This is a genomic window from Streptomyces sp. NPDC101776 (assembly GCF_044766845.1).
Lineage (GTDB): Bacteria > Actinomycetota > Actinomycetes > Streptomycetales > Streptomycetaceae > Streptomyces.
Genome location: NZ_JBIWMV010000002.1, coordinates 189753 through 210517, shown reverse-complemented (window position 1 = coordinate 210517; position 20765 = coordinate 189753). Strand labels below are relative to the sequence as shown.

Here is a 20765-nt window from a genome sequence, read left to right as displayed (position 1 = left end):
CGGTCATGGGTGAGGCACAGCGGAAGTGTCAGCGGCCGGGCTGCGAGGGGTCGTACGAGGACGTCGGCGGCGGCGAGCTGTACTGCGACACGTGCGGCTTGGCGCCGGTGGTCGCGGCGAACGGTGCGATCAGTTCACCGCCCACCGGGATGGCCAGCGGCAAGGGGTCGCGCGGAAGCGCCAGTTCCCGTACCAGCAGCCGCAGTTCGCGTACGTCGTCGCAGTCGTCGAAGTCCCGGCGCTCGGTGTCGGGGCGGCTCTCGCGCTCGGAGTCGGGCCGGTCCACGGGCCGTTCGGTGTCGGTGCGCAGCTCCGGCTCCTCGTCGGGGACCTCCAGCCGCGGCCGGCTCGGGGTCGGTCTGGTGCAGGTGCCCGGGGTGCCGCGGCCCGACCCGCGCGGGATGGTCCTGGAGAACCCGGAGGTGCCCGAGCGCAAGCGGTTCTGCTCGCGCTCGGACTGCGGTGCGCCGGTGGGGCGTTCGCGCGGGGACAGCCCGGGGCGCACGGAGGGCTTCTGCACCAAGTGCGGCAACCCGTACTCGTTCTCGCCGAAGCTGGCCGAGGGCGATGTCGTGCACGGCCAGTACGAGGTCGCGGGCTGTCTGGCGCACGGCGGTCTGGGCTGGGTCTATCTCGCCGTGGACCGCGCGGTCTCCGACCGCTGGGTGGTCCTCAAGGGCCTCCTCGACACCGGCGACCAGGACGCGATGGAGGCGGCGATCTCCGAGCGGCGCTTCCTCGCCGAGATCGAGCACGCCAACATCGTGCGGATCTACAACTTCGTGGAGCACCTGGACCAGCGGACGGGTTCGCTGGACGGGTACATCGTCATGGAGTACGTCGGCGGCAAGTCCCTCAAGGAGATCGCCAACGACCGTCGCACGGAGACCGGGAAGCGCGATCCGCTGCCGGTGGAGCAGGCCTGCGCGTACGGCATCGAGGCCCTGGAGGCGCTCGGTCATCTGCACAGCCGCAACCTGCTGTACTGCGACTTCAAGGTCGACAACGCGATCCAGACCGAGGACCAGCTCAAGCTGATCGACATGGGCGCGGTGCGCAGGATGGACGACGACGAGTCGGCCATCTACGGCACGGTGGGCTATCAGGCGCCGGAGGTCGCGGAGGTCGGCCCGTCGGTGGCGAGCGACCTGTACACGGTCGCCCGCACGCTCGCGGTGATGACCTTCGACTTCCAGGGCTACACGAACGTCTTCGTGGACTCGCTGCCCGACCCGGACAACATCGAGGTGTTCCGCCGCTACGAGTCGTTCTACCGGCTCCTGGTGCGCGCCACCGACCCCGACCCGGCCCGCCGGTTCGCCTCCGCGCAGGAGATGGCCGAGCAGTTGACGGGCGTGCTGCGCGAGGTCGTCTCGCTCCAGACCGGGCGGGCCCGCCCGTCCCTGTCGACCCTGTTCGGCCCCGAACTGAAGGTCACGGACACGGAGTTGTTCCCCACGCTGGACGGGGACGTGTCGTCGCTGGGGGCGCGGGCGGCCCGGCCGCCGAAGCGGAACGGCACGGCGCTCGCCGAACGGCCCCGTGCCGACGCCGAGTCGACGAGACTCAACGGCGGTGCGCCGAGCGTCGTCAGGCAGATCGACTCCCCCGCCGTGGCGCTCGCCCTGCCCGTCCCGCACGTCGACCCGGCCGACCCCAACGCGGGCTTCCTGGCGGGCCTGATGGCGACCGCGGCGACCGAACTGCTCGGCGCGCTCGCGTCCGCGCCCTCGCCGTCCGTGGAGACCCGGCTGCGGCAGATCAGGGCCTGGCTGGAGAACGGCGACTCGTACACCGCGCTGGACGCCCTGACGAAGCTGGAGGACGAGCGGCCCGACGACTGGCGGGTGGTCTGGTACACGGGCGTGGCCGCGCTGGCGACCCGTGACTTCGAGGCCGCCGCGCTGTCCTTCGACGCGATCTACGACGCCTTCCCGGGCGAGCCCGCGCCGAAGCTGGCGCTGGGGCTGTGCGCCGAGGTGCTGGAGCAGCTGGACAACGCGGCCGAGTACTACCGGCTGGTGTGGTCGACCGACCCGAGCTATGTGAGCGCGGCCTTCGGCCTGGCCCGCGTCCAGTTCGCGACCGGCGACCGGCCCGGCTCCGTACGCACGCTGGAATCGGTGCCCGAGGCATCCATCCACTACACGGCCGCGCGGGTGGCCGCCGTACGGGCACGGCTTCGGGAGCGGGCCGCGGCGGCCGACGACACGCCGTTCCTGGACGATCTGACCGCGGCCGCCGGACAGGTGGAAGCGCTGGAGGGATACGGTCTGGACGCGGTCCGGCGCGAGCGGTTGTCGGCCGAGGTCCTCGGCCGGGCCCTCGACTGGATACTCTCCGGAGGCCAGGGTTCCGTGCCGCTCACGCGGCGGGAGCTGCTCGGCAGCGAACTGGACGAGCGGGGACTCCGCTTCGGCCTGGAGCGTTCGTACCGCACGCTGGCCCGGCTGGCACGGGGCGGCGAGGAGAGGATCGACCTGGTGGAACGTGCCAACCGTTACCGCCCCCGGACGTGGGTGTAGTTGATGTCGCAGATGCCCCAGCTCTCCGCCTGCCCGAGCTGCGAGGAGCCGCTCGAGTCGGGCGACCGCTTCTGCGGCGCGTGCGGATACGACCTGTCCGCCGTGCCCGCGCCGCCGGACGACCACCCGACGCTCACCATGAACGGCGCGGTGCCGCTCCCGCCCGAGGAGGCCACGGACGTGAACTGGCCCGTGGTACCCCAGCCGGAGGGCGCCGAGACCGCGCCGACGGTCCATCTGCCCACCGACCTGCCCGGCACCGACTCGGGCGGCACCCCGCTGGCGTCGCACGCGCCGCTGCCGCCCAACGCCCCTTTGCCGCCCACCGGTTCACCGCTCTCCCCGGCCACCGGCGTACGGTTCGACCGGCCGCCGGAGCCCGACGAGTACCCCCTGCAGGCGCCGGACCCGCGGGTCGCCGCCGATCCGCCGACCGCCGGTGCGGGCGTCAAGGTGTGCGTGGCCTGCCGCTCGGGCCGGGTGGACCCGGACGGCTACTGCGAGAACTGCGGGCACGCCCAGCCCCGCGAACGCGACCACATGGAACAGGAGTTGGGCCCGCTCGCGGCGGTCAGCGACCGCGGGCTGCGGCACCATCGCAACGAGGACGCCTTCGCCGTAGGACAGTGTGTGCTGCCGGACGGGGCGCCCGCGCTCGTCGCCGTCGTGTGTGACGGGGTGTCCTCGGCGACGCGGCCCGACGCGGCCTCGTTGGCCGCCTCGCGGCAGGCGGGCGAGGCGCTGCTGACCGCGCTGCCGCAGGGGACGCATCCGCAGCAGGCGATGCACGAGGCGATCGTCGCGGCCTCGCACGCGGTCAACTCCCTTGCCCAGGAGCCCGCGACGGCCCGCGAGCACGCCCCGCACCAGAACGCGCCGGCCTGCACGCTGGTCGGTTCCATCGTCACCCCGACCCTCCTGGTCGTCGGCTGGGTCGGCGACAGCCGCGCCTACTGGATCCCGGTGGACCGCAGTTCACCGCCGGCCCGGCTCACCGAGGACGACTCGTGGGCGGCCCAGATGGTCGCCGCGGGCCTGATGAGCGAGGCGGAGGCCTACGCCGACGAGCGCGCCCACGCGATCACCGGCTGGCTCGGCGCGGACGCGTACGAACTGGAGCCGCACACCGCTTCCTTCAAGCCCGACCGGCCTGGTGTGGTGGTGGTGTGCACGGACGGGCTGTGGAACTACGCGGAGTCCGCCGAGGAGATGGCCGAGGTCGTCCCTCCGGACGCGGCGCTCCGCCCACTGCACAGCGCCCAGGTCCTGGTCGGCCACGCACTGGACGGCGGGGGCCACGACAACGTAACAGTGGCCGTCGTGCCGTTCCCCGCCCCCTCGCAAGGGGCAGTATCCGGCTGAGGCCAGACAAACGGGGACGGTCTCGGACCGGAGGGGACCGGTCCGCACATAGTCATCGCCCCATCCAGGTGGGGTATTTGAGGGGGATCAGAGCAGTCATGGCCAATTTCTCGAAGTCGAACGTGCCACAGTTCTCGGTCGACGTGTACCAGAACGAGTACCTGCCGGAGGGCGGGCGTGAGGTCAACGCGATCGTCACGGTGACCTCGACCGGCGGCGGCACGATCGGGAGCCCGGTCGCGGCGCCCCACCTGTACTCGGCCGGGCAGGGCCCGGACGCGGCCGTGGCGATCATGGTCGACTGTTCGGGATCGATGGACTACCCGCCGACCAAGATGCGCAACGCCCGCGACGCCACGGCCGCCGCGATCGACACCCTGCGGGACGGGGTGCACTTCGCGGTGATCGGCGGCACGCATGTCGCCAAGGAGGTCTATCCGGGCGGCGGCGCGCTCGCGGTCGCCGACTCCCGGACCCGCGACCAGGCCAAGCAGGCGCTGCGCAAGCTGAGCGCGGGCGGCGGCACCGCGATCGGCACCTGGCTGCGCCTCGCCGACCGGCTGCTGTCCTCCGCGGACGTCTCCATCCGGCACGGCATCGTGCTCACCGACGGCCGCAACGAGCACGAGGCGCCGGAGGATCTGAAGGCCGCGATCGACTCCTGCGCCGGACGTTTCACCTGTGACGCCCGCGGTGTCGGCACCGACTGGGAAGTGAAAGAAGTCACAGGCATCGCCTCCGCGCTGCTCGGCACCGCCGACATCGTCGCCGACCCGGCGAACCTCGCCGCCGACTTCACGAAGATGATGGAGACGGCGATGGGCAAGGAGGTCGCGGACGTCGCGCTGCGGCTGTGGACGCCGGTGGGCACGGCCATCAAGTTCGTCAAGCAAGTCGCGCCCCGGGTCGAGGAGTTGACCGACCGTCGCACCGAGTCGGGCCCGCGCGCCGGGGACTACCCCACCGGGTCCTGGGGAGACGAGTCCCGTGACTACCACGTGTGCGTCGAGGTCCCCGAGGCCGGGATCGGCCAGGAAATGCTCGCCGCCCGGGTCTCGCTGGTCGTCCCGCAGCCCGACGGAAGTACTCAAAACCTGGGCGCCCAGGGGCTGGTGAAGGCCGTGTGGACCGACGACATGGTGGCATCGACGTCCATCAATCCGCAGGTCGCGCACTACACCGGCCAGGCCGAACTGGCACAAGCCATCCAACAAGGGCTCGATCTCCGCAAATCGGGTGATGTCGATGGAGCAACGGCCAAACTGGGACGGGCCGTTCAGCTCGCCAGCGTCTCCGGAAACGCGGATACTGCGAAACTGCTTGCGAAGGTGGTGGACGTGGTCGATGCCGCGGCGGGTACTGTGCGACTGAAGGCGAAGGTCGCGGAGGCCGACGAGATGACTCTCGAGACACGGTCCACAAAGACTGTTCGTGTAAAGAAGTGACCTAGCCGGAAAACTTCGCGAGACCTAGAACGACCCTGTGAGAAAGGGGGACGCGCCGACATGCCGACCTGCCCGAACGGACACCAGTCGGGTTCCGACGACTGGTGCGAGGTCTGCGGTCACCGCATGGCCGGTGCCGTACCCCCGCCCCCTCCCCCGCCTCCGGGCGGCGGCTACGGCTTCCCGCCGCCCGCGCGCCCGAACGCCGAGGCGGAGCTCTGCCCGCAGTGCCGTACGCCCCGTGAGGGCGGTGCGCCGTTCTGCGAGGAGTGCCGGTGGAACTTCCTCACGAACACGGCGACCTCGTACACCCCGGCCGCGCCGCGCCCCGCGTCTCCCGGCCCGAGCCCGGCGGCCCGCTTCCAACAGCAGCCGCCGCCCGGTCCGACGTTCGGCGGTGACCCCTACGAGTACCAGGGCTCGCGCCCGTCACAGATGAACCGGCCGGCCGAGCCGATACCGCCGTTCGGCGGCGAAGCGACGGGACGGCCTGGTGGGCCGGGTGGATCCGGGGGGTCTGGAGGACCCGGGGGACCTGGTGGGCCCGGTGGGCCGAACGGTCCCGGTGGCTTCGTCGGCGAACGTCAAGGTGGGCCTGGTGGGCAGGGCGGTCCCGGTGGACCCGGCGCACAGGGCTTCGGCAACGAGCGGCAAGGTGGGCCCGGCGGTCCTGGTGGACCCGGCTCGCAGGGGTTCGGCGGTGAACGCCCCGGTGGTCCCGGTGGTCCGGGGGCGCAGGGCTTCGGCAGTGAGCGTCCGGGCGGACCCGGTGGACCTGGCAGTCCCGGTGGCCAGGGCGCGCAGGGCTTCGGCGGCGAACGCCAAGGCGGTCCCGGTGGGCAGGGCGGTCCTGGTGGACCCGGCGCACAGGGCTTCGGCAACGAGCGGCAGGGCGGGCCCGAGGGTCCCGGTGGTCCCGGCTCGCAAGGTTTCGGCAACGAGCGGCAAGGCGGGCCCGGCGGCCCCGGCCGCGCGCAGGGCTTCGGTGGTGAGCGCCAGGGCGGCTCTCCCCCGCCCTTCGGCAGCAACGACCCGTCCGGCCCGCCGCGGCCGTTCGGCAACGATCCCTCCGGCCCGCCCCCGCCCTTCGGCAACGAGTCCTCCAGCCGACCCGGTTCGTTCGGCAACGACCAGTCCACGGGTCCCGGCGGCCAGTTCGGCAACGAGCGCGGCGGTCAGGGCGAGTTCGGCGGCGGCCGACCCGGTGCCTTCGGCGGTGAGCGGCAGGGTCCGCCCGGACCGTTCGGCAACGAGCCCTCGAACCCGCAGGGTCCCCCGAACTTCGGCCCCGACCCCTCGCGGCCGGGCCCGCCGCCGCCCGGACCGAACCCGACCGCGGGTCCCGGCCGGACGAGCGGCGCCCCGCAGGCGTTCCAGCAGTCCGCTCCGCCGGCCCCACCCGGATTCCCGCAGGAGACGAACCGTCCGCAGCAGGGCGGCCCGTCCTTCGGCGGGGGTGACGACGACTGGGTGATCTCCCCGCCGACCCCCGGCTCCCCGGGCGGTCCCGGTGGCCCCGGCGGTCCTGGTGGTCCCGGTCAGGGCGGTGGCGGCTACGGCTATCCGCAGCCCGGCGCCACCCAGGCCCCGCCCCCGCAGCGTCAGGCGTACCAGCAGCAGCCGACGACGTGGATGGCGACGATCGGCCCGGACCGCGAGTACTTCATGGCGATGATGCAGCGCTCGGGCCCGGAGGCCGCGGGTCTCAACCTGCCCGCGTACTCCCCCGAGCAGCAGCGCCGGCTCACCGGCAACCAGATCACCATCGGCCGCCGCCGGCACTCCACCGGCGAGTCCCCCGACATCGACCTGTCGGTGCCGCCGGAGGACCCGGGAGTCTCGCACCAGCACGCGGTCCTGGTCCAGCAGCCGGACGGCAGCTGGGCGGTCGTCGACCAGAACTCGACGAACGGTACGACGGTCAACAACGGCGAGGAGCCGATCCAGCCCTTCGTGCCGGTGCCGTTGCAGGACGGGGACCGGGTGCATGTCGGGGCGTGGACGACGATCACGGTCCGGCGCGGCTGAGATCAGGACCCGTCACCGCAGAGGCCAGGTGTACGGCCCCTCCGGAGCGTCCAGCCATGCCCACACCCGGGCACCGGCGACCGTGACGCCGTAGCGCTCGCGTCCTGGCCTTCCCTCGCGCTCCCACAGTTCGCGGGCGTCCTGCGGGGCGAGGGTGCCGTGGGTGAGGGTCAGCAGGAAGCGGAGTGGTTCGGGGTCGCCGGGGCGGTGCGGGATCTCGCTCGGCGTGGTGGGCCCGGTGCCGCGCAGGGGCACGAAGTACGCGGCCGTGTCCAGGAAGGTGCCCTCGGCGTGCGTCGGGTCGCGGACGGTGAGCGCGATCAGGCCGGTGGCCAGCGGGGCCAGGACGCGGGCGCCGGGGCGGCACTGGGCGATCCAGGCGCGCGGGACCGTCGTCAGGGCGCAGGTCGCGACGATCCGGTCGTAGGGGCCGTGTCCGGGGACCCCGCGGGTGCCGTCGCCGGTGACGACGGCCGGGCGGTACCCGGCGTCGGCGAGGTGGGTGCGCGCGGACTCGGTGATCTCCGGTTCCAGGTCGACGGTGGTCACCAGGTCGTCGCCGAGCCGGTGGGCGAGCAGCGCCGCGTTGTAGCCGGTGCCCGCGCCGATCTCCAGCACCCGGTCGCCGTCCGTCACCCGCAGTTCGGCCAACATCCTTGCCATCAGCGAGGGTTGACTGCTGGACGACACCAGCTCGCCGTCCCGCAGCCGCGTGGCGAGCGGTACGTCGGCGTACACCCCGCGCAGCCAGCGCTCCCGCGCTCCCGGGTCGGTACTCCCCCGCCACAGCCGCTCGTGCCCACGCCCGCGCCCGTCTCCGTCCGGGACACCGACGTAGTAGTACGGCACGAACAGATGCCGAGGCACCGCCGCGAACACCGCCCGCCATCCGGGGTCCGTGTCCCAGGCTCCGCTCAGGCCGATCGCCCGCACCAGTTCCGCCCGCGCGGAGACGGCCACGGCGTGCAGGTCCTTGTCGAGAGCGTGCGCGCTCATACGTCCACTGTCCTGCGGCGGGGGCCGGGAGGCGAGCGGTCCCGGGGAGCGGTCCTAAGCCTGAAGTCCTCCGCCACCCGGTCTGAGACCATGGGAGCGTGAAAGAGATTCGGCGCGGCACGCTTCAGGAGCAGACCTTCTACGAGCAGGTCGGCGGGGAGGAGACCTTCCGTCGGCTCGTGCACCGTTTCTACGAGGGCGTCGCCCAGGATCCGCTGCTGAGGGCGATGTACCCGGAGGAGGACCTGGGCCCGGCCGAGGAACGCTTCGCGCTGTTCCTGATGCAGTACTGGGGCGGCCCGACGACGTACAGCGACAACCGCGGCCACCCGCGCCTGCGGATGCGCCACGCGCCCTTCCAGGTCGACCAGGCCGCGCACGACGCCTGGCTGAAGCACATGCGCGTCGCCGTCGACGAACTCGGCCTGTCCGAGGAACACGAGCACACGCTGTGGAACTACCTGACGTACGCCGCCGCGTCGATGGTGAACACGGCGGGCTGAACGTCCTTTGCCGTACGGGGAGTTGGACGGGCGCGGGAAGTTCGACCTGCCGCGCGGGGAGTTCGACGGGCGCGGGAAGTTCGACCTGCCGCGCGGGGAGTTGAACGGCGCGCTCAGCGCACGCTGACGCCGAGTGCGCCAAGTCCCGCCCTGCGTACGGCGATCGAGCCGTACGGCGTGCGCAGCCGCAGCCACGCTCCGGACGAGAAGAGGCCCGACTCGCCGCCGGGGCGCAGGAATCCGAGCGACTGGGCCGCGTGGATCGCCCGCACCGGCAGCGAGGTCTCGCCGACCGTGCGGGACCAGATCTCCCGCCCGATGCGGTCGAGTTCGCCGCGTGTGCGGCCCTCGGGTGCCAACTCCTGCGTACGGGACCGGAATTCGGCGACTCCGGCCGCGATCATCCCGCGCAGTGCCTGCGGGCCCGGCAGTCCGGACTCGGGGGTCCAGCCGCCGCGCGGGGGCAGCACCCCGGCCCACGGCGGGCCGGTCACGGCGGTCGGCACCCCGGCCGTGGCCGCCGACTCGTCGAGGGATTCCAGGAGTTCACCGGCGGAGACGGTCACGTCGAGCGTGACGTCGAGACCGTCCTCGTACGGCTTCGCCAGGCGCACCGCGCGGATGGCGAGGACCTCGAAGGACGGCGGGCGGCCGAAGACCGCGAGGGCCGTGCCGGCCGCCTGGAGGCGGACGGCGGCGGCGCGGTCGTAGTGGATCAGCCGGGAGAGGAAGGCCGCGAGGTCCGCCGCCTCCCCTTCGTCGGCGAGGTGGAGGACCGTCATGCGGCGACGGCCTCGTCCTCGTCGTCGTCCCGGTATTCCTCCAGGAACTCCCGTTCCTCGGCGGTGATCCGGCGCGGTCGCTGCGTCTCGAAGTCGAACGGCACGACGACCGTGGAGGCCCGGACGTAGATCTGGTCGCCGTCCTTCACCTCGTAGGTGATGGTGAAGGACGCCGCCCTGATCTCGGTGATCCACAGCTCGATGTCCACCGGGGTGTGCCGGTGGACGAGCTGGCGTTTGTAGTCGATCTCGTGGCGCGACACCACCGAGCCCTGCTTGAAGTCCTTCTCCGGGCGGAACAGGAAGTCGATACGGGCTTCCTCCAGGTAGCGGAGGAAGACCACGTTGTTGACGTGGCCGTACGCGTCCATGTCCGCCCAGCGCAGTGGGCAACGGTAGATGTGGCGCAAGAAGATCAGCCCCGGGTCAGCTTCTTGTAGGTGGCGCGGTGCGGACGGGCCGCGTCCGCGCCGAGTCGCTCGACCTTGTTCTTCTCGTACGACTCGAAGTTGCCCTCGAACCAGTACCACTTCGACTCGCCCTCGTACGCGAGGATGTGCGTCGCGACCCGGTCCAGGAACCAGCGGTCGTGGGAGATGACCACGGCCGCACCGGGAAACTCGAGCAGCGCGTTCTCCAGCGACGACAGGGTCTCCACGTCGAGGTCGTTGGTGGGCTCGTCGAGGAGCAGCAGGTTGCCGCCCTCCTTGAGGGTCAGCGCCAGGTTCAGGCGGTTGCGCTCACCACCGGAGAGGACACCGGCCGGCTTCTGCTGGTCCGGGCCCTTGAAGCCGAAGGCGGACACATAGGCCCGCGACGGCATCTCGACCTGGCCGACGTTGATGTAGTCGAGCTCGTCGGAGACGACGGCCCACAGCGACTTCTTGGGGTCGATGTTGGCGCGGCTCTGGTCGACGTAACTGATCTTGACGGTGTCGCCGACCTTGATGGAGCCGGAGTCCGGGGTCTCAAGGCCCTGGATCATCTTGAACAGCGTGGTCTTGCCCGCGCCGTTGGGACCGATGACCCCGACGATGCCGTTACGCGGCAGCGTGAAGCTCAGGTCGTCGATGAGAACCTTGTCGCCGAACGCCTTGGAAAGGCTCTGGACCTCGACGACGATCGAGCCCAGACGCGGGCCCGGCGGGATCTGGATCTCCTCGAAGTCCAGCTTCCGCATCTTGTCGGCCTCGGCCGCCATCTCCTCGTAACGGGCGAGGCGCGCCTTGGACTTGGTCTGACGGCCCTTGGCGTTGGAGCGAACCCACTCCAACTCCTCCTTGAGCCGCTTCTGGCGCTTCTCGTCCTTGCGGCCCTCGACCTTGAGGCGGGTGGACTTCTTTTCGAGGTACGTGGAGTAGTTGCCCTCGTAGGGAATCGCGCGGCCGCGGTCCAGTTCGAGGATCCACTCGGCGACGTTGTTCAGGAAGTACCGGTCGTGAGTCACGGCGACGACGGCGCCCGCGTACTTCTGGAGGTGCTGCTCCAGCCAGTTCACCGACTCGGCGTCGAGGTGGTTGGTGGGCTCGTCGAGGAGGAGCAGGTCCGGGGCCTCGATCAGCAGCTTGCAGAGCGCGACGCGGCGCTTCTCACCGCCGGAGAGGTTGACGACCGGCCAGTCGCCGGGCGGGCAGCCCAGCGCGTCCATGGCCTGCTCCAACTGCCCGTCGAGGTCCCAGGCGTTGGCGTGGTCGAGGTCTTCCTGGAGCTTGCCCATCTCGTCCATCAGGGCGTCCGAGTAGTCGGTCGCCATCAGCTCGGCGACCTCGTTGAAGCGGTTGAGCTTCCCCATGATCTCGGCTGCGCCGTCCTGGACGTTCTCCAGGACCGTCTTGGTCTCGTCCAGCTCCGGCTCCTGCATGAGGATGCCGACACTGAAACCTGGCGTCAGGAACGCGTCGCCGTTCGAGGGCTGCTCAAGGCCCGCCATGATCTTGAGAACGGTGGACTTACCGGCACCGTTAGGTCCGACCACACCGATCTTCGCGCCGGGCAGGAAGCTCAGCGTCACGTCGTCAAGGATGACCTTGTCGCCGTGCGCCTTGCGCGTCTTGCGCATGGTGTAGATGTACTCAGCCAAGAGAAACCGTCCGGCAGCTTGAAATCTGGAGTGGGCAGATGTAACCCATACTGCCTGACCCCTGCCCCTCGGGGGAAACGCGTTGGGGCGGGGGGCTGTGAGCTGGGAGTTCGGCGGACACGACCGGAAGTCGACGGTTACTTTCAGCACTCGGATCACCACCTACAGTCAGTCGACCTCCTCGCGGTCGCCGTCGGCCTCACCACCCGCAGTCGATGTCGGCTTGTCCGCCGCTGACAACGGGATTGCCGGTCGTGCCGCTGACGCGCAGCACCCCGCCGTCCCGCTCCCAGCTCAACTCGTACGTGCCGCCGGCGACGGGCCGGTACCCGTCGTCGACCACCCAGGAGCCCGCCTCGCCCCAGGCCATGCCGGTGCGTCCGACCGCGTACGCCTCGCCGTTGCCGATCATGAGGAACGACGTCTCCCGCACTACGGCCGTGCAGCCGCCCGGTCCCGTGGGGCGCAGGACGTAGTACCGCGCGTCCGAGCCCAGGTCGTCCACCGCCTTCCACGCGACGCCGAACGCCGCCACGCCGATCAGCAGCGCGCTCAACGGCGGCACCCACCCGGCTCGCCGCGCCCCCGGGAGCCGCGCGGCCTCCGCCCTGCGGGCCGCCCGGTAGAAGGTCCCCCACAGGACGAGCGCGAGCACCACGAGAACCCCGCTCAGCACCCAGCCGGGGACCACGTGCCCCCGCACGACCAGCAGCAGGTCGCTCCAGCCCGCCAGGGCCGCGAGAGCCAGGGTCCCGACGCCCGCCGCGGTGAAGGCACCGGGCGACAACCCGACGCCGTGCTCAATTCGTGCTCCGGTCATGGCGGTTACGACTCCCCGAACACCCCGACAGTTGCGCCGAGAAGCCGGGGAACCGCCACGCCGTCGGTGTTTCCTCAGCCCTGGCCGGGCTTGCGGTCCCGCAGGAGGACGAGGGTCGTGGCGCCGATGCCGACCAGGCCGAGGGCGAGGACCGTGATCATCGGGGTGATGCCGGAGCCGCCCGTCTCGGCGAGGTTGGTGTCGACGGTGGTGCCGCCCACCGTCGCGGGGCTCGGCTCGCTGAGCGTCTGCGTCACGGTGCCGCCCGCGTCGCTCTGCGTCCGGCAGTCGAGGACCCCGGTGAACCGCTTCTCGTAGCCGTTCGGCGCCGTGATCGTGAAGTCGTACGCCTGGTCCTCCTGGAGCGGGATCGTCACCGTCGCGGACTTCCCGGCGTCGATGCCGTGCTCGACGCCGAGCAGGTCGAAGGTGAACGTCGCGTCGCCCTGGTTGGCCGCGGTGATGTCCACGCCGCTCTCGGCACAGTTCTTCTGCGCCGACAGTGCCGGTATGGCACCGGTCTCCGCCCAGTTCGCGCTCGCGGCGGCGGAGACCGTCGACTCGCTGGAACCGGCGAGGATCTGTGTCTGGCTTCTGCTCTCGGAGGTGAAGGCCCGGCCGACGGGCACGGTGGTGGAGGCCTGGACGGTCAGCTCGGCCGACCCGGCCGCCGCGTCCTCGGGCACGTCGAAGAAGACCTGGCTGCCGTCCGCCGCGGACGTCACGACCTTGCCGTCCTTGTCGACGATCCGCACTCCGCTCGTGGCGGCGTCCGCGGGCGGTGTCACCGTCACCCCGCTCGCGTTCGTGTGCACCGTCACCGGTCCGAGCCGCTCGCCGGGGTGCCCGGACACGGCCGGCGGGTCGAGGGTCAGCGAGGCCTTCGGCTCCGCCGCGTTGCGCGCGCTCTTCTCCAGGTAGTCCGCGAGCTTCTCGGCCTGCGGGTCGACCGCGTCGACGTCGGCGCCGTCCGAGTAGCGCCAGATGGCCACCTGCGTACCGGCCGCCGCGTCGCTCTCGGTCAGGCCCTTGGTGCCGGCCTTCGCGGAGAGCGCCGCGAGGTCGTTCACCTGCGGGTAGGAGTGCTGGAGGATCCAACGGATCCTGCCCGCGCTCTTGTTGGCGCCCAGCGAGGTGCCGCTCCACGCGGTCTCGTGGTACTTGGCGTCCCGCTGGGTGGGGTTGCGGAGATCGACGCAGTACGTCTGGAGGGTGCCGCCGCCGTCCACGGACATCTCGAACAGGCCCGCGGAGACCTGGACATCGCCGCTGCCGTCGTGGATCACGGCGGCGCCGTACGTCTTGAGCCCGCCTATCGTCGCCGTCGCCCCGCCCTGGCTCTGCGGTGTCTCGTCGGCGACGGCAGGGCCGGCACCGGCCAGCACTCCGGCGGCGACGAGTCCGCACGCCCAGGTCGCGGCGACGAGGCGCACGGCGCCTCGGCCGCGCAGGGACAGCGCGGAGAAAACTGACAACGCAGATGACACGGAATTCCCCTTCGAGCAGGACCCGTCGACGTGGGGGTGCGGTCCCACCAGCAGAATCAATAACGCCGGGAGCTGTGCCCGAGCTATGCCCGGCATCCTAGGGACGCGGGCGGACCACGATCTCCGGTCGGGTCGTCCGATAACCGATCCGACTCGGAATCGTTATCGCCAAGATCGCTTGCGAGCAGGGCTTATCGACAAATCCACCGGGTCTTTCGGAGCGCATTCATCGATAAGCCGCAGTTCGATCAGCTCGGGGCATTCACTGACATCACGTCACCGCGAGCGACTCCGCGAGCTGTTGGTCGGAGGGCGCCGAATCGGCGGACGAATCCACGGCCGAATCCCCGCCCTGCGTCTCCCAGTTGGGCTCGGACCGAGGTGGGGAGGCCGTCGTCTCCTGCCTGTTGGCCCGGCGGAAGGCCGAGGTGCCGCGCGCCAGGTCGTGGCCGATCGCCACGGCGTCGATGTCCGCCGAGGACCAGTTCGGCTGTCCCTCGCGTACCTCCGTGCGCACCTTCAGCCGGCCCTGGACGACGATCGGGTCGCCGACCGACAGCGACGCCGCCACGTTCGTGGCCAGTTGGCGGTTGGCCCACACCGTGAAGAAGCTGGTGTGGCCGGCCGTCCACACACTCTTCTCGCGGTCGAAGTAGCGCGCGGTCACCGCCAGCCGGAAGCGCACCGACGGCCCCGCCGCCAGGTCCCGGTAGATCGGCTGGGTCGCCACGTTCCCGACCGCGCACACCATCGTCTCGTTCATCGCGTGTCCCTCCCTGACCCGGCCCCGCGGGGCCGGGCGGAAACGCGTACGGGCCCGTCCCGTACGGCTGCAGTCAGACTGCCTCCGCCGAGCCGGGCCCGCCGAGCGCTGTGGACCACCGCCCACCTGTGGAAAACCTCGTCACCCGCACGAGGGAACGACGTTCGGACCGAAGTTCACCCGGCCCCGACGCCCGCCCCCGTGACCCGCGCGTACTGCTCCCGCACCTCCCGGTACCGCAGCAGCTCCGCGGCCAGCGGATCGAGCACCCGCGCCCGTCCACAGCCCGCCGCGGCCTCCCGCAGTCGCCGCTCGGCGTCGAGGCCGTAGCGCCGGGCGGGGCCGCGGGCCGCCATCCGACAGCTCCACTCGACGAGCGGGCCGCCGATGATGCCGGCCACCATCAGCAGCACCGGCACCCCCAGGTTCGGCGCCATGAACCCGATGATCTGGCCCAACAGCCAGATCCCGCCGACGACTTGGAGGATCGTCATGGACGCCTGCGCCAGCACGGCCGCCGGCCACCACCCCGGCCGCGGCGGCCGTCCCACCGGCAGCCCGGCCCGCGCCGCCAGCTCGTCCAGCGCCTCGGGCAACCCCTGCGACCCGCGTACGGCCGCCTCCCGCACCGCCTGCGCCCACGGCGTCGGCAGCCCGCCGGAGGCCCGGTCGGCGACCGTACGGACCGCCTGTTCGACGCGCTGGCGTGCCGTGGCCTCCTCGTCCGCCTGCGCGCGGATCGGCAGTCGGCCGGTGGTCGGCTCGCGCCGGTCGTTGTACCAGCGCCACAGCCGCAGCCAGGGCGTGCCACAGGCCCGGTTGGCGTTGCGCAGCCAGGCGCGTTCGGCCGCCTCGCCCGCCGCGGTCGCGCCCACGGAGTCCGCGAGCCGCGCGGCGAACTCGTCCCGCGCCTCCTCGCTGAGCCCGGTGCGCCGCCCGGTCGCGTAGACGGGGCGCAGCCGCCAGGCCGCCGCGTCGACATCGGCTGAAATTCGCCGTGCGGCAGCTCCACGATCCGCCACGAACTGGCCCAGAACTTCGCGCAGTTCGGGGATGCCGTCCCCGGTGAGCGCCGACAGGGAGAGCACGGTCGCGCCGGGTTCGCCGTACTCCCCCAGGGCGATCCCGTCCTCGTCGAGCAGTCGCCGCAGATCGTCGAGGACCTGGTCGGCGGCCTCCCCGGGGAGCCGGTCGATCTGGTTGAGGACGACGAACATGACCTCCGCGTGGCCCGCCATCGGCCGCAGATAGCGCTCGTGGAGGATCGCGTCGGCGTACTTCTCCGGGTCGACGACCCAGATGACCGCGTCGACGAGCGCGAGCACCCGGTCCACCTGTTCGCGGTGCGCGACGGCCGCCGAGTCGTGGTCGGGCAGGTCGATCAGGACGAGCCCGCGCAACTGGGCCTCCATCTCGGCGCTCTGCAGCGGGCGTCGGCGCAGCCGTCCCGGGATGCCGATCCGGTCGATGAGGGTGGCCGCGCCGTCACTCCAGCTGCACGCGATGGGCGCGGCGGTGGTGGGCCGTCGTACGCCCGTCTCCGAAATGGGCACTCCGGCGAGCGCGTTGAAGAGCTGCGACTTGCCGCTGCCGGTGGCGCCCGCGATGGCGACCACGGTGTGCTGCCCGGAGAGCCTGCGCCGCGCGGCGGCCTCGTCCAGCACCCGCCCCGCCTCCGCGAGGGTCCCGCTGTCGAGCCGGGTGCGGGAGAGCCCCACGAGTTCCCGCAGCGCGTCGAGACGGGACCGTAGCGGCCCGTCGTACGCCAACGGGGCGGGGACGTGCGCGGCTTGCACGGCGTGCGCGGTGTGCGCCGCCTGCGCGCGGGAGGCCCTGATCTCCACGGCGGCGGCCTGCTGCGCGGCGGTGGTCTCGTTGACCCGCCGCGCGATCAGCCCGTCGTCCCAGGAGCCCGTCGCTTCCTCGGGGTCGGTGGGGTCCGTGAGGTTCGTCGGACCCGCGGCCGCCTTGGACTCCGTACGACCAGAGGTGTCGGCCGGCACGCGCGCGTGGTCGTCGACGTCCTCCAGGTCACCCGCTTCCGCCGCGTTCTGCGCGTCCGGCACGTCCTCTACGGGGGGACGGTTTCCGAAGGTTTCCACTGAACCGCCCTCTACAGGGGAGGCATCGGCGTGCTGGGCACGGTCGGTGTGATCGGCGTGATCCATCTCGTCCGTGTGGTCCTGGTCAGTGACGGCAGTCACCGGTCACCTCTCCTTCTGCAGTACGGACAGCGCGGCGATGAGTTCGGCCTGGGGTTCGGGGTGCACGTCGAGGGCGTCGAGCGGGGCGAGCCGTCGTTCGCGCTCGGTGTGCACGACCCGGTCCAGGTGGTCGTTGAGCAGTCGCCCGGCGCGGTCGCGCAGCCGCAACGCGCCGTGGGCACCGATCCGTTCGGCGAGCCCCTCGCCCGCGGACCGCGCCCTGCGCCCGCCCAGCAGCGCGGTGGCGACCAGGGCGGCGACCACCTCGGGATCGGGCGCGACGCTCCGGTCGAGGTCGGCGACCTCCTCCTCGGCGTACTCCTCCAGTTCGCGCCGCCAGCGTCGTACGGCCATCCCGATCCGGTGCTCCGCGCTCTCCAACGAGGCGTCGCGGTCGGTGAGTTCGGGGGCGCCTGCGGCCGGTTCGCGCCGCCAGGCGTCGTCGACGCGCTCGTCGGCGGCCGTGACGCCGCACAGCAGCAGGGCGGCGAGGCTCTCCGCGAGGGCGTCGAGGAGTTCACCCGCGGAACAGTCGAGCGGGAAGGCGCGCCAGCGCTTCAACGCGTCCCCGGCGAGCACGGCCCCGGCCTGCAACCGCCCCCGCACACGCGCGTGCTCGCTGTCGTACGCCCCGTCGACGGCGGCGGTGAGCCGGAGCGCGGCGGCGTACTGGGCGGCGGCGGCGCTGGCGAGTTCGGGCATCCGCGACTTGAGCGAGTCGAGGACGCCGTAGGCCGTGCGGGCCATCGCCCGGTGCCGGGCGCCCGGGTCCTGGACCTGCTGCACGAGCCAACTCCGTAGTGTCGCCACGGCACTGGCCGGAAGCAGCCCACCGCCCCAGGCGGATTCGGGCAGTTCGGGCACCGTGAAGCGGGGCACGTCCCCGAGGCCGGCCTTGGCGAGCAGGGCGCCGTACTGTCGGGACACCTCGGACACCACCTGGTGGGGCACCCGGTCGAGCACGGTGACCAGGGTCGCGTTGTGCTCCTTGGCGGTGCGCAGCAGATGCCAGGGCACGGCGTCGGCGTAGCGGGCGGCGGTGGTGACCATGACCCAGATGTCGGCGGCGCAGATCAGTTCGGCGGCCAGCACCCGGTTGTCGGCCACCAGGGAGTCGATGTCGGGCGCGTCCAGGAGGGCGACTCCGCGCGGGAGGGTGTCGGCGGTCTCGATCCGCAGCACGCGCATGCCGTCCTCACCGGGGAGGAGCAACTCGTCCCCCGGGTCCTGATGGGGCACCCACACGCGCGTGAGGTCGGGCAGGACCCGCATCCCGCTGAACCAGTGATGGTCCTCCGGGTGGCAGACCAGCACCGGTGTACGGGTCGTCGGCCGCAGCACGCCGGCCTCGCTGACCCGGCGTCCCACAAGGGAGTTGACGAGGGTGGACTTCCCCGCCCCGGTGGAACCGCCGACCACCGCCAGCAGGGGTGCTTCGGGCTCTTTCAGGCGGGGCACCAGATAGTCGTCGAGCTGGGCGAGCAGTTCGTCGCGATTGGCACGCGCGCGTGGAGCCCCCGCCAGGGGCAGCGGGAAGCGTGCGGCGGCGACACGGTCGCGCAGGGCGGAGAGTGCGTCGAGCAGCTGAGGCCGTACGTCCAAGGTCACCACATGTGAAGAATGCCCAATTTTGGGGGAATTCTGAAGCATATGCGCATGCCTGCGCGCCGACGGAACACAACGGACGGAAGGGATGACTGGGGCAAGGGCACAGTCCAGGCATAACGAGTGCACAACACCCGTGGCGCCGGACACCAAAAGCGATGCACGATTCGTACCTGCCTGCGATTATCAGGACCGCTTCACCGAACCTCCACATCGAGCCACGGAGGGGAAGCAACAGGGACAAGGACCCGGGAGCCCTATCCTTGTCCCCGGCACCGTCACGGCCCGGCTCACACCGGGGCACACCACGACCGAGGCCACCACACCCGGCCCCCGTAGCTCAGTGGATAGAGCAGGCGCCTTCTAAGCGCTTGGCCGCAGGTTCGAGTCCTGCCGGGGGCGCCACCACCCTTCTTCCCCAGCACCGAACCGCGAGCGGAACGCCGCGGCGTCGGCCCCTTTTTCGCGCGCCGAACAGGCCGCCATGTTTCGGCACGATTTCCGTTACGTCCGAGTGGATACGTAATGGTCAAGACTTGTGTCCGAACACTTGTGGGCTTTTGTGAGGGCATCGGATCATTGGCCGAATCCCGCCCCTCCGCACCCCCGCAGGAGCCCCCGTGGCCGCTGGTCAGATCGCTTCCGAGCCGGCCGGGACGTCGGCATCGGCCCAATCGGAGCGGCAGAAGCTGCGCAAGCACTTCGGCCGTTTCGACATCCTCTTCTTCCTCCTCTGCACGATCGTCGGCGTCGACACCATCGGCACGGTCGCCTCCTCCGGCGCCGAGGCGTTCACCTGGCTCATCGTGCTGGCCGCGGTGTTCTTCATCCCCTCCGCGCTGCTGACCGCCGAGCTCGGCGCCGCGTTCCCCGAGGAGGGCGGCCCCTACATCTGGACCAGCCGGGCCTTCGGCCGCCTCGCGGGCGCCGTCAACAACTTCCTGTACTGGATCACCAACCCGGTGTGGCTCGGCGGCACCCTCGCCGTCTCCGCCGTCACGGCCTTCACCACCTTCTTCAACGACGGCAAGGACCTGAGCACCCCGGCCTTCTACGTCTTCGCCCTCGTCTTCATCTGGGTGGGCGTCCTCGCCGCGATCCTCTCCTTCGACGTCGGCAAGTGGATCCCCACCATCGGCGCCTGGAGCCGCTTCGTCCTGCTCGGCCTGTTCACCATCACGGTCGTCGTCTACGGCATCCAGCACGGCCTGCACGGCTTCGGCCCCGGCGACTTCTCACCGACGTACGTGGGCTTCGTCGGCCTCGTGCCCGTGCTGATGTTCAACTACGTCGGCTTCGAACTGCCCAACACCGCCGGCGACGAGATGACCGACGCCCAGAAGGACGTCCCGTTCGCGATCTTCCGCAGCGCCGCCCTCTCCGTACTCCTCTACGCCCTCCCCATCCTCGGCATCCTGCTCGTCCTGCCGGTCAAGGCCATCACCGGCCTCGGCGGCTTCCTCGACGCGATCCGCCAGGTCTTCACCGTCTACGGCGGCGACGTGGCCGCCGACGGCACGGTCACCAGCAGCGGCGCCGGCACGGTCCTCGGGGACATCGCGGCGGTCCTTTTCATCCTCACGGTGCTGTCCTCGGGCGTCACCTGGGTCATGGGCTCCGACCGCGCCCTCGCCGTCTCCGGCTACGACGGCGCCGCGCCCCGCTTCCTCGGCGTCATCTCCAGCCGGTTCGGGACACCGGTCCGGGTCAACATCCTCAGCGGGCTGGTCTCCACCCTGGTCCTGGTCCTGGCCCACCAGCTCACCCACGGCAGCGCGGCCAAGCTCTTCGGCGCCGTCCTCGGCCTCGCCATCTCCACCACGCTCATCAGCTACCTGGGCATCTTCCCGGCCCTCGCGGTACTGCGCCGCAAGGCCCCGGACGTCCCCCGCCCCTACAAGGCGCCCTTCCCCCGCACCATCAGCGTGGTCCTCACCGTGCTCATCCTGTTCGCCAGCGTGCAGTTGATCGCCCCCGGACTCGGCGACCAGTGGTTCGGCGCCAACTACCTCCCGGACGGCTGGACCCACGCCGAGCGCTGGCAGTACCTCCTCACGGAGGCCGTACCGCTCGCCGCCTTCATCCTTCTCGGCGTCCTCTTCTGGGCCCTGGGCCGCCCGACCCGCAGGGCGATCTCCCTCGCGAAGAAGTGAAGAAGTAGCGTT

General features: G+C 71.4%; 15 protein-coding genes and 1 tRNA gene. 7 read left to right on the top strand and 9 right to left on the bottom strand.

Annotated elements, in window-relative coordinates:
- Positions 1–5 precede the first annotated feature (5 nt).
- The 4 genes from ACIRRY_RS06705 to ACIRRY_RS06690 all read left to right on the top strand — a co-directional run bounded on the left by ACIRRY_RS06705 (position 6) and on the right by ACIRRY_RS06690 (position 7360).
- Entirely contained in the window at positions 6–2525 is a 2520-nt protein-coding gene (locus ACIRRY_RS06705; RefSeq protein WP_403968698.1) for a tetratricopeptide repeat protein, read from the top strand.
- Positions 2526–3887, top strand: coding sequence for a protein phosphatase 2C domain-containing protein (locus ACIRRY_RS06700; RefSeq protein ID WP_403968696.1), 1362 nt, complete (start codon positions 2526–2528; stop codon positions 3885–3887).
- A gap of 98 nt (positions 3888–3985) precedes the next feature.
- Complete coding sequence (locus ACIRRY_RS06695; protein ID WP_403968694.1) at positions 3986–5332, top strand: VWA domain-containing protein; 1347 nt, start codon at positions 3986–3988, stop codon at positions 5330–5332.
- Between the two features lie 60 nt (positions 5333–5392).
- On the top strand, positions 5393–7360 hold the full coding sequence (locus tag ACIRRY_RS06690) for an FHA domain-containing protein (protein WP_403968692.1): 1968 nt from the start codon (positions 5393–5395) through the stop codon (positions 7358–7360).
- A gap of 12 nt (positions 7361–7372) precedes the next feature.
- On the opposite strand, the gene ACIRRY_RS06685 is transcribed toward ACIRRY_RS06690, so the two are convergent.
- Complete coding sequence (locus tag ACIRRY_RS06685) at positions 7373–8356, bottom strand: methyltransferase domain-containing protein (RefSeq protein WP_403968690.1); 984 nt, start codon at positions 8354–8356, stop codon at positions 7373–7375.
- Between the two features lie 98 nt (positions 8357–8454).
- Between ACIRRY_RS06685 and ACIRRY_RS06680 the strand changes: the two genes are divergently transcribed.
- The gene (locus tag ACIRRY_RS06680; protein ID WP_403968688.1) at positions 8455–8859 is read left to right on the top strand and encodes a globin; all 405 of its coding nucleotides are present in this window, start codon (positions 8455–8457) and stop codon (positions 8857–8859) included.
- A 113-nt stretch (positions 8860–8972) separates the two neighbouring features.
- On the opposite strand, the gene ACIRRY_RS06675 is transcribed toward ACIRRY_RS06680, so the two are convergent.
- The 8 genes from ACIRRY_RS06675 to ACIRRY_RS06640 all read right to left on the bottom strand — a co-directional run bounded on the left by ACIRRY_RS06675 (position 8973) and on the right by ACIRRY_RS06640 (position 18606).
- Positions 8973–9641, bottom strand: a complete 669-nt coding sequence (locus ACIRRY_RS06675) for a hypothetical protein (RefSeq protein WP_403968686.1) — start codon at positions 9639–9641, stop codon at positions 8973–8975.
- Entirely contained in the window at positions 9638–10051 is a 414-nt protein-coding gene (locus tag ACIRRY_RS06670; RefSeq protein ID WP_403968684.1) for an acyl-CoA thioesterase, read from the bottom strand. Before ACIRRY_RS06670 ends, ACIRRY_RS06675 begins: the two co-directional genes overlap by 4 nt.
- Positions 10052–10056: 5 nt before the next feature.
- The gene (gene ettA / locus ACIRRY_RS06665) at positions 10057–11721 is read right to left on the bottom strand and encodes an energy-dependent translational throttle protein EttA (RefSeq protein WP_200682299.1); all 1665 of its coding nucleotides are present in this window, start codon (positions 11719–11721) and stop codon (positions 10057–10059) included.
- Positions 11722–11920: 199 nt separating this feature from the next.
- Entirely contained in the window at positions 11921–12541 is a 621-nt protein-coding gene (locus ACIRRY_RS06660; protein ID WP_403968682.1) for a hypothetical protein, read from the bottom strand.
- Positions 12542–12615: 74 nt separating this feature from the next.
- On the bottom strand, positions 12616–14028 hold the full coding sequence (locus ACIRRY_RS06655) for a Cys-Gln thioester bond-forming surface protein (protein ID WP_403968680.1): 1413 nt from the start codon (positions 14026–14028) through the stop codon (positions 12616–12618).
- A 271-nt stretch (positions 14029–14299) separates the two neighbouring features.
- Positions 14300–14791 (bottom strand): single-stranded DNA-binding protein, encoded by a 492-nt coding sequence (locus ACIRRY_RS06650; protein ID WP_403968678.1) that lies wholly within the window; start codon positions 14789–14791, stop codon positions 14300–14302.
- A 176-nt stretch (positions 14792–14967) separates the two neighbouring features.
- A complete protein-coding gene (locus ACIRRY_RS06645) occupies positions 14968–16995 on the bottom strand; it encodes a GTPase (RefSeq protein WP_403968676.1) in 2028 nt (675 codons plus the stop codon).
- 3 nt (positions 16996–16998) lie between these two features.
- A complete protein-coding gene (locus ACIRRY_RS06640; RefSeq protein WP_403968675.1) occupies positions 16999–18606 on the bottom strand; it encodes a dynamin family protein in 1608 nt (535 codons plus the stop codon).
- Positions 18607–18929: 323 nt separating this feature from the next.
- Here ACIRRY_RS06640 and ACIRRY_RS06635 point away from each other — a divergent pair.
- Positions 18930–19005: transfer RNA gene (locus ACIRRY_RS06635), tRNA-Arg, on the top strand.
- A gap of 215 nt (positions 19006–19220) precedes the next feature.
- A complete protein-coding gene (locus ACIRRY_RS06630) occupies positions 19221–20753 on the top strand; it encodes an APC family permease (protein ID WP_403968673.1) in 1533 nt (510 codons plus the stop codon).
- Positions 20754–20765 lie beyond the last annotated feature (12 nt).